We start from the raw sequence: 14,125 nt of genomic DNA, 5'->3' as shown, positions 1-14,125 counted from the left end.
CTACCAAAATAATTTTCAATTTGTATTATTTTTTTATTTTATTTTGTTCTTTTATTTCTATTTTTTTTATATGTATTTATTTTTTTAGAAAATTAGAATTATTTTTTAGAGAAGAGTTTAAGGATCAAATAAATGAAATTCAAAAATTATCTCAATATAGCTCTGTAAATATTGATAATTCTTTAATAACAATAAAAAATGATTTAATACGATATATCAAAGATTTACAGGATTTTTTTGATAAAAAATTTCAATTTCATATTGAAAGTCAATTTCAAAAATTAGATTCTATTTATACAGAACAAGAAAAGTTTTTTAAACTTACAGAAAAAATTCTAAAAGAAATAAAAGAAAATGTAAATGAAAAGCTTCAAACATCTTTGAATTTACATTTAGGAAAATCATTTGATATAATAGGGAATCAATTATCTTTTTTGCAAAAAGGGTTAGGTGAAGTGAAAGTTTTAGCAAAAGATGTAAGTTCTTTAAAAAGAACATTAAATCATGTAAGGATATGTGGAAGTTTTAGTGAAATGCAACTTTCAATGTTATTACAACAAATTTTATCTCCAGAACAATATGCTTCTAATGTAATTACTAAATCTAATACTAATTTTGTGGTAGAATATGCAATTAAACTTCCAGGACTTGGAGATGGTAATATGATATGGTTACCAATAGATGTTAAATTTCCAAAAGAAACTTATGAAAAAGTACAAGAATCTTATCGAAAAGGAGAGAATAAAAACATAGAAATAGCCATAAAAAATATGGAAACTGTACTTAAAAAAATGGCTAAAGATATTAAAGATAAATATATAGATCCTCCTCATACTACTGATTTTGCTATTCTTTTTTTACCTTTTGAAGGTATATATGTAGAAATAGTAAAAAAATCTAGTTTATTAGAATATTTATTAAGAAAATATAAAACTATAATAGCAGGACCATCAACATTAGCCGCTATATTAAATAGTTTACAAATAGGATTTCGTACTTTAGCTATTCAAAAAAGAAGTTCTGAAGTATGGGAAATATTAGAATCTGTTAAACAAGAATTCAAAAAATTTGGATTATTACTTCACCAAGCTCAAGATAAATTACAAGGAGCTTCGAAAGATATAGATCAATTATTGGGAGTTAAAATTAATTTAATTGAAAAAAAATTAAAGAATATAGAAAAAAATCATTAATTAATAATTGCGGAGAGAAAGGGATTCGAACCCTTGACACTATTTTGTGTACACGCTTTCCAGACGTGCGCCTTAATCCTCTCGGCCATCTCTCCAAAAGTAAGATTGTAAGCCGGATTCTGTTTAATATCTATCATTTATCTAGAATCTAGGTTACCCTTAGATTTCAATCTGCCTACCCCCCGGTGTCAACCGAGCAAGTTTTCCGGTATATATGGCATTTCACCGCACAGAGTTTACATGATTTCACTACAGCAAATTTCTGTACTTTCTTTCTGTTGCACTATTCCTCATCTTTAGATGGATGGGCGTTACCCATTGTGATGCTCTATGGTGTCCGGACTTTCCTCATTTCCATTAATAAAGAAATGCGATAGTTCATCTTACTTTTTATGAAATTTCTATATCAGAATAAATATTCTCTACATCTTCAATTTTTTCTAGTTTTTCAATTAAATTCAATACTTTTTTTTTCTTTTCTTCTGAAATATATTTAGTTTTTTTAGGTATACGTTTTATTTTATGTTCATGAAATATTTCTAATTTTTCTAAATTATTTTTCATAGAACCAAAATATTCAAAATCTGTATATATATAAATTATATTATTTTTTTTAATAAAATCTTTTGCTCCAAAATCTATTGTCATAAGTTCAAAATCTTCTATAGAATAATTAATATTTTCTATTTTTATAGAAAAAAAACCAATTTTAGGAAAAAAATGAGTTAATTCTCCATTTTTACATAATTTACCTCCATTTTTATTAAAATATGTTCTAATACTAGAAATAGTTCTAATACTATTATCAGTCATACATTCTATAATCATAGAAATTCCATGAATTTTACCTTCTAAATTTAAATCTTTATAATCATCTTTTTTTATTTGTAAAGCTTTTTGTATGGTTTTTTCTATGGTATTTTTAGGTATATTAATGGATTTAGCATTAATTATTGCATTTCTAAAACGAAAATTATTTATACCTAATTCTTTAACTGTTACATATATTTCTCTAAGAATTTTTGAAAATTTTCTCGATTTTTTAAAATCTTGATTAGATTTTCTATGTTGTATATTTGCCCATTTACTATGTCCTGACATGAAATGTCTTTCTTTTTGTATATATTAGTCAAAATAGTATTTAATTTAGTTAAAAAAAACTATTATGTCAAAAATTTGTGAGTTGACGGGAAAAAAAGCAATGATTGGAAATAAAGTTTCTCATGCTAATAATAAAAAAAAACGTCGTTTTAATATAAACTTATGTAAAAAACGTTTTTTTTTGTCAAAAGAAAATAAATGGATCACTTTAAAAGTGAGTGCTTACGCCATTAAATTAATTGATAAAATAGGAATTGAAAATGCATTAAAACGTTTTAATAAATAAAAATGGGAAAAAGAGGAAATAGAATACAGGTAATATTAGAATGTACGGAACAAAGAAAAAGTGGAATTTCTGGGTGTTCTAGATATATTACTACAAAAAATAAAAAAAATAATCCAAATAGAATTATACTTAAAAAGTATAATCCAATATTAAGAAAATATACTATTCATAAAGAAATTAAAAATTAAGTAAAAATATTTTTATATGTCTAAAAAAGTAATAGTGTCTAAAAAAGTAATAGATAATAAAAAAAAAATTTCAAAAAAAATGGTTTTAGCTATAAAAATGGTTAAATCTAAGAAATCTAATTTTTATATTTTTGAAAATAAAATGTTAAAAAATAAAGAAGTAAAAAAATTTTTTCAAAAAAAATAATTATTTATAATGTTTTCTTTTAAAAAAAAAACATTCGATAACGAATTAAAAAAAACTAGAGAATCCTTTTTTTCTAAAGTAAAAAATATTTTTTTAAAAAAAAAAAAAATAGAAATAGATGAAATATCTATCATAGATGATATAGAAGGTATATTATTATCTTCGGATATAGGTGTTGTAACAACTATAAAAATTATTAATAATTTAGAAAATAAAATTAAAAATAATAATATAAAGTATAAAAATGAAAAAAATTTGTATAATCTTCTTAAAGAAGAAATACAAAATATTTTTATAGATGTTAAAAGCGAATGTTTAGAAAATAAAATAAAAAATAGTAAAAAACCGTATGTTATATTAATGGTAGGAGTAAATGGAGTAGGAAAAACAACTACAATCGGTAAAATTGCATATTTATTAAAAAATAAAGGATTTGATTTAATTATAGGAGCTTCTGATACATTTCGTGCTGCAGCTATTGATCAACTTGAAATATGGGCAAAAAAAGCTAAAGTACCTTTAATTAAACAACATATGTATGCAGATCCAGCATCTGTTGCATATGATACTTTGCAATCTGCGAAATCTAAAAATAGAGATGTAGTATTAATTGATACTGCTGGAAGATTACAGAATCGTATCGGTCTTATGGAAGAGTTATCTAAAATAAGTAGAGTTACAAAAAAAATTATTTCAGAATCTTCTCATGAGATAATACTTGTTTTAGATGCTAATACTGGACAAAATGCTTTTGAACAAGTAAAAAAATTTTTAACTTTTGTTAAAGTATCTTCTATTATTTTAACGAAAATAGAAGGAACAGCAAAAGGAGGTGTAGTGATAGGAATAATGGATCAATTCAAAATACCTATACAATATATAGGAACAGGTGAAAAAATACAAGATTTGAAGAAATTTAATGGTAAAAAATTTATTGATTCTTTTTTTGAATAAACATAAATAACTGACATTATGTCTTCTTTTATTAAAATGGTATAATGTTTGTTATTATGAATATGTTTATCATTATTATTTATGGAAAACAAAATTAGTGTAACCTCAGATAATATTTTTCCTATCATTAAAAAATTTCTTTATTCAGATAAAGAAGCTTTTTTACGTGAATTAGTTTCCAATGCTACAGATGCAGTTACAAAATTAAAAACTATAATAAGACTAGGTCAATTTGAAGATAATATTGATAATTTTAAAATAAATATTTTAATAAATAAAGAAAATAAAAAAATTCATATTATTGATAATGGAATAGGAATGACTAAAAAAGAAGTAGAAAAATATATTAATCAAATAGCTTTTTCTGGAGCAGAAGAGTTTATTCAAAAATATAATAAATATGAAAAACATAATATTATAGGTCATTTTGGATTAGGATTTTATTCTTCTTTTATGGTTTCTAATAAAGTAATGATATTTACTCAATCTTATCAAAAAAAAGAATCATCTATATTTTGGTCTTGTGAAGGATCTCCAAATTTTCTTATGAAAGAAATTGAAAAAAGAGATATAGGTACAGAAATTATTTTATTTATTAATGAGGAAAGTAAAGAATTTTTAGAATATGATTATATTTTAAAATTGCTTCAAAAATATTGTAAATTCATGCCAATAGAAATTTATTTATCAACAAAAGATAATAAAAATACTCTTATTAATAAAACATCTCCTGCATGGATAAAAAAAGCCACTCAATTAATTGATAAGGATTATAAAGATTTTTATCATGAATTATATCCTAATCAATTAGAGGATCCTTTATTTTGGGTTCATTTAAATATAGATCATCCTTTTCATTTAACAGGTATATTATTTTTTCCTAAAATCGAAAAAAAAATAGAAATACAAAGGGATAAAATATATTTATATCAAAATCAAGTTTATATTACAGATAATTTGGAAGGTATCGTTCCAGATTTTCTAAGTTTATTAAAAGGAGTTATAGATTCTCCAGATATTCCTCTTAATGTATCTCGTAGCCATTTACAATCGGATAAATCTGTAAAAAATATATCTAAATACATAACAAGAAAAGTTGCTGATAAGTTAGATTTAATGTTTAAAAATAACAGAGAAAACTTTCAAAAAAAATGGGAAGATATAAAAATTATCGTAGAATATGGAATGGTTAGTAACCAAAATTTTTTTGAAAAAGCTATAAATTTTTTTATTATTTATACTGTAAAAAATGTTTATTTTACTTTGAATGAATACAAAGAAAAGATAAAAAATATACAAATAAATAAAGAAGGAAATATTGTTTTTCTTTATTCTTCAGATAAAGAAGAACAATATAGTTATCTTAAAGAAGCAGAATATAGAGGATATGAAGTTTTAATTTTGAATAGTCCTTTATCAATTCATTTAATACAAAAATTAGAATCTTATTATAAAGATATTTGTTTTGTTAGAATAGATTCAGATCATATTGACAAATTAATTAAAAAAGAAGATAAATATTATTCAGAACTTTCTGAAAAAGAAAAAAAAGAGTTGAAAGATTTTATTAATGAACAAATGTGCAATTATAAGTTTTCTTCTATACAATTAGAAGATTTATCAAAAAAAGATTATCCATTTTTAATTATTCTTCCAGAATTTTTAAGAAGAATGAAGGAAATGAGTTATATGGGAAAAGAAATTAAAGATAAAAATTATCAGTTAATAGTAAATACAAATCATATTTTAATGAAAAAAATATTAAAAGAAACTTATGATGAAAAAAGAAAACAAATCATACAAGAAGCTTTAAACTTAACTCTTTTATCAAAAAATCTATTACATGGAAAAAATCTTACAAGTTTTATATCAAAAAAATTAGAAGATTTAATTAATAAATAATTTTATTTATTAAATTTTCTTAATTTAATTCTTGTTAATATTTTTTTTGTATATAAAGGAAAATCAGAATTTTGTATCCATACATAATAATTTGGATCTTTTTCAAAAATTTCAATAACTTTTTCTCCTTTATATTTTCCAAAATTAAATATTTCATTTCCTTCTTCATCTATTTTTATGAATCCAGCTAGATCTGCTATATTTTTTTGATGAGAAAATTGATTAAGATTTTTTACATCCTTCTTTAGATGATTATATTTTTCTAATTGAGCTAATAATATTTCATATGTAGCAAATACATCTGCTTTAGAACTATGAGCTTTCATAAGATCTTTTTTGCAATAATATTTATAAGCTGCAGAAAGTGTTCTGGGTTCCATTTTATGAAAAATTACTTGTACATCTATAGTTTTATATTTTTTTATATCAAAAGATATCCCTGCACGAAGCATTTCTTCTGCTAAAATTGGTATATCAAATCTATTTGAATTATATCCTGCTAAATCTGAATTTTCAATCATTTTCAAAATAGATAAGGCTACTTCTTTAAATCTAAGTTTATCTACTACATCTTCATTTTTAATACCATGTATAGCTGTAGATTGTGGAGGTATCGGTATTCCAGGACAAATCAACCAAGTTTTATCTTTTTTATTTCCATTAGGAAATACTTTTAATATAGATATTTCTATAATTTTATCTTTTCCTATATTTATACCTGTTGCTTCTATATCAAAGAAACAAATAGGACGATGAAGTTTTAATTTCATTTTTTTTAATATGATTTTTTAAGATGAAAATATAATGAAATTATTATATAACAAATAATAATGCATGGTAACGCTAATAAATGTAAAGTTAATAAAAGAAACATACTAATCAACAAAAAAATATAACGTTTTTTGTTTCTTATCCAAGAAAGACCTTCAAAATTAAGAGAAATCATTGATATTTTAGAAATTAAAAAATAACAAGAAAAAAATATCATAAAAAGTATTGTAATAGGATTAGTTATAAAATTTTTTATAAAAATAGGAGTACTATTACTAATAGTAATAATAGATAAAAAAGAAAAAAATAGAGTATTTATTGGAGTGGTTAATCCATTTTTTTTATTTTTATCAATATTAAAATTGGCTAAACGACATGCAGAAAAAATAGAAATAAAAAAAGAAAACCATTCAATAAATGGAATTTTTTGATGAATTACTTTCTTTAACAAAATAAAAGTAATTAAAGATGGAACTATTCCAAAAGAAACCATATCTGCAAGAGAATCTAATTCTTTTCCAAATTCATTTCCATTTTTTTTTATAATTCTAGAAAAAAAACCATCCAAAAAATCAAAAATTATAGAAAAAATAGTAGCAATAGTAGAAAATACAAAATTTTTTTCTTGTAAAAAAGTTATAGATATGCATCCAAAAAATAGATTTAATAAAGTAAAAATGTTTGGAATTGTTCTTTTAATTTTGATCAAAATAAAAATTATTTTTGTGATTAAATTATTTTATGAAATTTCAGATTTCTATGTTATAAATGAATCTTTATTTATTAAAGATATTTATCTTTTATTAAAAAACGAAGGTAATATATATATAGGAAATATTAATTATATTTTTTGTAACGATAAATTTATTTTAGAAATGAATAAAAAATATCTTAAAAAAAATTTTTATACAGATGTAATTGCATTTAATTACTCTTTAAAAAAATGTATATCAGGAGATATATTTATTAGTATAGATCGCGTTATAGAGAATTCTAATCAATGGCATCAATTTTTTTTATTTGAATTAAAACGTGTAATGATACATGCAATATTACATTTTTTAGGATATGATGATCAAAATAAAATGGATCAAATAATAATGAAAAAAAAAGAAGATTTTTATTTAAATTTATTTCAATATTGAAATATGTTAAATACATATGATATTCTTGTAGTAGGAGGGGGACATGCAGGATCCGAAGCTGCTATTGCTTCTTCTAAGATGGGATCAAAAACCTTACTTATTACTAGTAATTTACAAACAATAGGACAAATGTCATGCAATCCAGCTATAGGAGGAATTGCAAAAGGACAAATAATTCGTGAAATAGATGCATTAGGTGGATATTCAGGAATTATTTCTGATTGTAGTACTATTCAATTTAGAATGTTAAATAAATCTAAAGGTCCTGCAATGTGGAGTCCTAGAGCTCAATGTGATAGGAAATTATTTTCTTATTATTGGAGATTTTTTTTAGAAAAGAATATTACACTTGATTTATATCAAGATACTGTTACATCTTTAATTATAGAAAAATGTATAGTTAAAGGAGTGATAACACTTTTTGGATTAAAAATTAAATCTAAAATAGTGATTCTAACAAATGGAACTTTTTTAAATGGAAAAATACACATTGGAGAAAAAAAAATTAATGGGGGAAGAATAGCAGAACAAGAGTCTAAAGGAATTACAGAACAATTAACTAAATATTTTGGATTAAAATATGGTAGAATGAAAACAGGAACATCTCCAAGAGTAGATGGTCGTTCTTTAGATTATAAGAAAATGATAGTTCAAAATGGAGATAAAAATCCAAAAAAATTTTCTTTTTTTTATAATTCTAAAAAATTAAAAAAACAAAGAAAATGTTATATTACTTATACAAATCATAAAGTTCATGATTTAATATATGAAAATATTAATTTTTCTCCAATTTTTAAAGGAAGTAGTCCTCGATATTGTCCTTCTATAGAAGAGAAAATTTTTAGATTTTCTAATAAAAAAGAACATCCTATTTTTGTGGAACCGGAAGGATGGAATACAGTAGAAGTATATATAAATGGATTTTCAACCTCATTTCCTGAAGAATTACAATATAAATCTTTAAAAGAAATTTCAGGATTCGAAAAGGTTAAGATATTGAGACCAGGATACGCTATTGAATACGATTATTTTCCTCCAGAACAATTAAAACATACTTTAGAAAGTAAAATTATAGAAAATCTTTTTTTTGCAGGACAAATTAACGGTACTACTGGATATGAAGAAGCTGCAGCACAAGGTTTAATAGCGGGAATTAATGCTCATTTAAAAAATGAGAAAAAAGATCCTTTTATTCTTAAAAGGAATGAAGCTTATATTGGAGTGTTAATAGATGATTTAATTACAAAAGGTATAAAAGAACCTTATAGAATGTTTACTTCAAGGGCAGAATATAGAATGTTATTACGACAAGATAATGCTGATGAAAGACTTACTTATATGGGATATAATATTGGATTAATTTCAGAAGAAAAAATGAAAATGGTAGATAATAAAATATCTAAAATTGAAAAATGTATATTTTTTTTTAAAAAAACTAATTTTGATCCAAAAATAATAAATCCTATTTTAATTTATAAAAATTCACCAATAATATCTCATGATAAAAAAATAGAAACTATCTTATCAAGATCTGAAATTGATATAAAAGATATATCAAATATTTCTTTTATAAAAAAGAAAATTGAAAAAAATAATTTTAGCCAAGAAATATTAGAACAAGTATCAATTCGTATAAAATATAAAGGATATATTGATAGAGAAAAAGAAAATGCAAAAAAATTAATAAAATTAGAGAATCTTAAAATTCCAAATAATTTTAACTATAAAAATATTAAATCTTTATCATTAGAAGCTAGAGAAAAATTAGATTATTACCGTCCAATATCTTTATCTCAAGCATCAAGAATTAGTGGTGTTTCTCCTTCAGATTTAAGTATTTTATTAATTTATATGGGACGTTAATATATTTATTTATTATTTTAATTTGTTATTACAAATAGATCTTCATCTTTTTTTTTCATATAAAATTTTTCTCTAGCTAATTTTTCAAGATATTTAGAATCTGTTTTTAATTTTTTTAAATGATTAGTTTCTAATAAAATTTTTTTCTTTAAAAAATCTCTATCTAATGTTATTTTATCAATATTATTTTTTAATTTATAATGTAATATTAAAGAATTAGTATCAAATAAAGACATCCATATAAAGAAAAAAAAACTTATCCAAAAGTATTTATTTATAATAAATAATTTAATTTTTTTATTTTTCATTTTTATTAAAAAATAAATATAAATATTTAATTAATAGACTAAAAATCCAGTAAATACTAAAAAAAGATAAAAAAAATACACACCAAAAACCAGATATAGTTATAAATAAAAAAAATAAAAATCCTATAAATTTAATTATCATCACTAAAATTTAAGATATAATAAGATAAAAAGTTCTGTTTTTTTTTATAATTTCACACAAAAATTAGGAAAATGATTTATAGAACAGAAAAAGATACTTTAGGTAAAGTACAAGTTCCTATGGAAAAATATTGGGGAGCGCAAACAGAAAGGTCTAGAATAAATTTTAGAATAGGATTAGAATCATCCATGCCTATAGAAGTAATTCATTCTTTTGCTTTTATAAAAAAAGCAGCAGCTCATGCTAATTTTGAATTTGGTATTTTATCTAAAAAAAAAAAAGATATAATATCTTTGGTATGTGATGAAATTATAAAAGGAAAATTAAATAATCAATTTCCTTTGGTAATATGGCAAACAGGTTCTGGTACTCATACTAATATGAATATAAATGAAGTTATTTCTAATAGAGCACATGTTTTAACAGGAGGAACTCTTTCTAATAAAAAAAAATCTTTTATTCATCCTAATGATGATGTAAATATGTCACAGTCATCTAATGATACTTTTTCTACAGCAATGCATATTGCTTCTTATAAAAAATTAATAGAGAAAACTATTCCTTCAATTATAAAATTGAAAAAAAATTTAGAAAAAAAATCTAAATTATTTAATAATATTATTAAAATAGGTAGAACTCATCTTATGGATGCTACTCCTATTACTTTAGGACAAGAATTTTCTGGTTATGTATCTCAAATAGATCATGGATTAATTTCTATAAAAAAAACCTTAGATCATCTTTCTGAATTATCTATAGGTGGAACTGCTGTAGGAACAGGATTGAACGCTCCTAAAGGATTTGATAAAAAGGTAACGGAATTTATTTCTAAATATACAAATATACCTTTTCAAGTAGCAAAAAATAAATTTGAATCTTTATCATCTCATGATGCTATAGTAGAAGCTCATGGAGCTATTAAACAAATAGCTGTTTCCTTAATAAAAATATCAAACGACATTCGTTTTCTTGCCTCTGGTCCTCGTTCCGGTATTGGAGAGATTTATATTCCAGAAAATGAACCTGGATCTTCTATTATGCCAGGAAAAATAAATCCTACTCAATGTGAAGCTCTTATTATGGTTTGTATGCAAATTATAGGTAATGATGTAACAATTTCAATCGCAGGATCTTCAGGTAATTATGAATTAAATGTTTCTAAACCATTAATAATATATAATTTTTTGCAATCTTCTCAACTTTTAGCAGATGTTTGTTTATCTTTTTCTAACTTTTGTATAAAAGGTATAAAACCAAATTATCATAGAATTAAAGAACATTTGAATAAATCTTTGATGCTAGTTACAGCATTAAATACTCATATTGGATATGAAAAATCAGCAAAAATAGCAAAATGTGCTTATGAAAATAATACTACTTTAAAAGAAGAATCTATTAGATTAGGATATTTAACTAATGAAGAATTTGATAAACTAGTAAACCCTTCTAAAATGGTATAATTTAAAAAAATATATTTTCTACATTTATATTAATAATATCTGCAATTTTTTTTTCTGGAATAGAATAAATTTTAGAAAGTTTTTTTAAAATTATTTTTAAATTAACGGGTTCATTTCTTTTTCCTCTAAAAGGATGTGGAGAAAGGTATGGAGAATCAGTTTCTAATATTATATGATCTAAACTTATTTTATGTAAAAATTTACTAATATAATTATTTTTAAAAGTAATTATTCCACCAATACCTAATTTAATTCCAAAATCAATAATTTTCATAGCTTGTTCTAAAGTTCCAGAGAAACAATGAAAAACTCCTTTCAAAAAGAAATTTTTTTCTTTTGAAAGAATATTAAAAATTTGATCAAAAGCATTTCTGCAATGAATCACTATTGGTAGTTTTTTTTCTTTAGCCCATTTTATTTGAGTTTTAAAAGCATATTCTTGTTCAAAAACAAATTTTTTTTCCAAATGTAGATCCATACCAATTTCTCCTATAGAAATAAAAGAATATTTATCTAACCATTTTTTGATATTGTTTAATTCTTTTTCCAAACTATTAGGATGTACCATATTAGGATGTAATCCTATCATAGGAAAACATATATTAGGATATTTTTTCTCTAATTTTAATATTTTAGGTACAGTATAGCTATTTATAGAAGGAAGTAAAAATCTATATATACCTTGTTTAAGGGCTTTTTTTATAACAAAATTAATATCTTTTTCAAATTCATTCATATATAAATGAGCGTGAGTATCAATTATTTTAATCATTTTATTTTAATTTAAAAAAAATATTTATGAAAGCTTATTTATTTCCAGGACAGGGATCTCAATTTTTAGGAATGGGTAAAAATTTATATAAAAAAAATAATCTAGCAAAAAAATTATTTCAATTAGCTGATGAAGTTTTAGGATTTAAAATAACATCTATAATGTTTGAAGGTACAAAGGATCTTTTAAAAAATACGAAATATACGCAACTAGCAATTTATATTTATTCAGTTATAAAAGCAAAAATATCAAATAATTTTAATCCAGATATGGTAGCAGGTCATTCTCTTGGAGAATTTTCAGCTTTAGCAGCAATTGATGTATTCTCTTTTGAAAAAGGATTGATTTTAGTGAATTATAGAGCATCAATTATGCAAGAAATTTGTGAATCTGTTTATGGTGGAATGGCAGTGGTTTTTGGATTAGAAGATGAAATAGTGGAATTTTTTTGTAAAAAAGATAATGGAATTGTCGTTCCATCTAATTATAATAGTCCAGGACAATTAGTTATTTCTGGAGAATATAAAGCTTTAAAAAGAGTTTGTTATTCTTTAGAAAAAATAGGAGGAGCTAAAAGAATTTTAATTCTTCCTGTTCATGGAGCTTTTCATTCTCCTATTATGGAACCAGCTAAAAAAAAATTAAAAATATTTATAAAAAAAATGGAATTTAAAAAACCTAAATGTTCTATATATCAAAATGTTACAGGAAAATCTGTAATAAAATCTAGCGACATAAAAAAAAATATTGTAAATCAAATTACTTTTCCAGTAAAATGGAAACAATCTATAAAAAATATGATAAAAGATGGAGCTATTTCATTTACTGATATAGGTCCAGGAAATATATTATTAAATATAATAAAACAAATTTTAAAAAATAGAATATAGAATTTTTGATCTATAATGTATCATCAACATAAACGTTTTTATAGTCATGGAAAAATATTATTAACAGGAGAATATTTTATTTTATGTGGAGCTAGTGGATTAGCTTTACCTACAATAAAAGGACAATCATTAACTATTAATAATAATAAATTATCTTCTATTTTACATTGGAAAAGTTATGATGAAATGAATGAAATTTGGTTTGAAGTTATTTTTAAACTACCAAATTTAGATATTTGTTATGAAACAGAAAAAAAAACGGCAAAAAGATTAAGATATTTATTATTAAAATCTAAAAAAGTTAAAAAGAATTTTCTTAAAAATTCTTTTGGTATACATGTTAAAACACAATTAGAATTTCCAAGAAATTGGGGATTGGGAAGTAGTTCTACTTTAATAAATAATATTTCAAAATGGGCAAAAATAGATCCATATATGTTGTTAGGTTATCCTTTTCCCGGAAGTGGTTATGATATAGCTTGTGTTTCTATTTCAAAACCTATCATTTATAAAATTTATAATAAAAAACCTTATGTTATTCCTATAAATTTGAATATACCATTTAAAGATAAACTTTTCTTTCTACATCTTAATAAAAAACAAAATACTTGTGATAGTATACAATTTTTTTATTCTAAAAAAAATATTACTAGTGATAGTATACAATATATATCTTATATAACTAAAAAAATTCCTTTTTGTAAAACGTTAAAAGAATTTGAAGAATTATTACTAAAACATGAAACAATTATATCAAAAATACTTAATATTCCTACTATTAAAGAAATATATTTTACAGATTATCTAGGTTTAGTAAAAAGTTTAGGAGGTTGGGGGGGAGATTTTGTTTTGATAAGTTATAGAAAAGGAATGAAAAATTATTTTTCTAAAAAGGGATTTCATACTCTTATTTCATTTGATGAAATGATTTTATTAAAATAAAAATCATTTTATTTAAATATA

The 14,125-nt window shown here is 22.5% G+C and carries 16 protein-coding genes, 1 tRNA gene and 1 other RNA gene; 11 read left to right on the top strand and 7 right to left on the bottom strand.

The window, feature by feature from the left end; translation table 11 throughout:
* The first annotated feature begins 20 nt into the window (after positions 1-20).
* Positions 21-1,193: a DNA recombination protein RmuC gene (locus tag H0H36_RS00585; protein ID WP_238786209.1), complete on the top strand. Its 1,173-nt coding sequence runs from the start codon at positions 21-23 to the stop codon at positions 1,191-1,193.
* 10 nt (positions 1,194-1,203) lie between these two features.
* Here H0H36_RS00585 and H0H36_RS00580 read toward each other — a convergent pair.
* From H0H36_RS00580 to H0H36_RS00570, 3 genes are all read right to left on the bottom strand, one after another.
* Positions 1,204-1,288 (bottom strand) — tRNA-Ser (locus tag H0H36_RS00580).
* Positions 1,286-1,583: RNase P RNA component class A (gene rnpB / locus H0H36_RS00575), an RNA gene on the bottom strand. The genes H0H36_RS00580 and rnpB overlap by 3 nt, the downstream gene beginning before the upstream one ends.
* Positions 1,584-2,294 (bottom strand): YebC/PmpR family DNA-binding transcriptional regulator, encoded by a 711-nt coding sequence (locus tag H0H36_RS00570; RefSeq protein ID WP_185869712.1) that lies wholly within the window; start codon positions 2,292-2,294, stop codon positions 1,584-1,586.
* A gap of 64 nt (positions 2,295-2,358) precedes the next feature.
* Here H0H36_RS00570 and rpmB point away from each other — a divergent pair, with 64 nt between their 5' ends.
* From rpmB to htpG, 5 genes are all read left to right on the top strand, one after another.
* Positions 2,359-2,580 (top strand): 50S ribosomal protein L28, encoded by a 222-nt coding sequence (gene rpmB / locus H0H36_RS00565; protein WP_185869711.1) that lies wholly within the window; start codon positions 2,359-2,361, stop codon positions 2,578-2,580.
* A 2-nt stretch (positions 2,581-2,582) separates the two neighbouring features.
* Complete coding sequence (rpmG, locus tag H0H36_RS00560) at positions 2,583-2,768, top strand: 50S ribosomal protein L33 (RefSeq protein ID WP_185869710.1); 186 nt, start codon at positions 2,583-2,585, stop codon at positions 2,766-2,768.
* Positions 2,769-2,784: 16 nt separating this feature from the next.
* Complete coding sequence (locus tag H0H36_RS00555; RefSeq protein WP_185869709.1) at positions 2,785-2,955, top strand: DUF4295 family protein; 171 nt, start codon at positions 2,785-2,787, stop codon at positions 2,953-2,955.
* 9 nt (positions 2,956-2,964) lie between these two features.
* On the top strand, positions 2,965-3,909 hold the full coding sequence (gene ftsY / locus H0H36_RS00550; RefSeq protein ID WP_185869708.1) for a signal recognition particle-docking protein FtsY: 945 nt from the start codon (positions 2,965-2,967) through the stop codon (positions 3,907-3,909).
* A gap of 81 nt (positions 3,910-3,990) precedes the next feature.
* Positions 3,991-5,811, top strand: a complete 1,821-nt coding sequence (gene htpG, locus H0H36_RS00545; protein ID WP_185869707.1) for a molecular chaperone HtpG — start codon at positions 3,991-3,993, stop codon at positions 5,809-5,811.
* A 2-nt stretch (positions 5,812-5,813) separates the two neighbouring features.
* Here the strand turns inward: htpG and H0H36_RS00540 are convergent, their stop codons facing one another.
* Together H0H36_RS00540 and H0H36_RS00535 are read right to left on the bottom strand one after the other, a co-directional pair.
* Positions 5,814-6,581 carry a 3'-5' exonuclease gene (locus H0H36_RS00540; protein ID WP_185869706.1) on the bottom strand — a complete coding sequence of 256 codons (768 nt, stop codon included), beginning with the start codon at positions 6,579-6,581 and terminating at the stop codon, positions 5,814-5,816.
* A 5-nt stretch (positions 6,582-6,586) separates the two neighbouring features.
* Positions 6,587-7,291 (bottom strand): CDP-alcohol phosphatidyltransferase family protein, encoded by a 705-nt coding sequence (locus tag H0H36_RS00535; protein WP_185869705.1) that lies wholly within the window; start codon positions 7,289-7,291, stop codon positions 6,587-6,589.
* 16 nt (positions 7,292-7,307) lie between these two features.
* Here H0H36_RS00535 and ybeY point away from each other — a divergent pair, with 16 nt between their 5' ends.
* Entirely contained in the window at positions 7,308-7,727 is a 420-nt protein-coding gene (gene ybeY / locus H0H36_RS00530; protein ID WP_185869704.1) for an rRNA maturation RNase YbeY, read from the top strand.
* Positions 7,728-7,730: 3 nt separating this feature from the next.
* Positions 7,731-9,590 carry a tRNA uridine-5-carboxymethylaminomethyl(34) synthesis enzyme MnmG gene (mnmG, locus tag H0H36_RS00525; protein WP_185869703.1) on the top strand — a complete coding sequence of 620 codons (1,860 nt, stop codon included), beginning with the start codon at positions 7,731-7,733 and terminating at the stop codon, positions 9,588-9,590.
* A 17-nt stretch (positions 9,591-9,607) separates the two neighbouring features.
* On the opposite strand, the gene H0H36_RS00520 is transcribed toward mnmG, so the two are convergent.
* Entirely contained in the window at positions 9,608-9,898 is a 291-nt protein-coding gene (locus tag H0H36_RS00520) for an FtsB family cell division protein (protein ID WP_185869702.1), read from the bottom strand.
* Positions 9,899-10,111: 213 nt separating this feature from the next.
* Here H0H36_RS00520 and fumC point away from each other — a divergent pair, with 213 nt between their 5' ends.
* On the top strand, positions 10,112-11,500 hold the full coding sequence (gene fumC, locus H0H36_RS00515; protein ID WP_185869701.1) for a class II fumarate hydratase: 1,389 nt from the start codon (positions 10,112-10,114) through the stop codon (positions 11,498-11,500).
* A 1-nt stretch (position 11,501) separates the two neighbouring features.
* Here fumC and H0H36_RS00510 read toward each other — a convergent pair whose 3' ends face one another.
* On the bottom strand, positions 11,502-12,269 hold the full coding sequence (locus H0H36_RS00510; RefSeq protein ID WP_185869891.1) for a TatD family hydrolase: 768 nt from the start codon (positions 12,267-12,269) through the stop codon (positions 11,502-11,504).
* Positions 12,270-12,298: 29 nt separating this feature from the next.
* On the opposite strand from H0H36_RS00510, the gene fabD reads away from it, so the two are divergent.
* Entirely contained in the window at positions 12,299-13,162 is an 864-nt protein-coding gene (gene fabD / locus H0H36_RS00505) for an ACP S-malonyltransferase (RefSeq protein WP_185869700.1), read from the top strand.
* A gap of 15 nt (positions 13,163-13,177) precedes the next feature.
* A complete protein-coding gene (locus H0H36_RS00500) occupies positions 13,178-14,104 on the top strand; it encodes a GYDIA family GHMP kinase (RefSeq protein WP_185869699.1) in 927 nt (308 codons plus the stop codon).
* Positions 14,105-14,125 lie beyond the last annotated feature (21 nt).

Origin of the sequence: Blattabacterium cuenoti (assembly GCF_014252395.1) — a bacterium.
Classification (GTDB): Bacteria; Bacteroidota; Bacteroidia; order Flavobacteriales; family Blattabacteriaceae; genus Blattabacterium; species Blattabacterium cuenoti_AA.
This window is presented reverse-complemented; position numbering and strand designations above follow the sequence as displayed.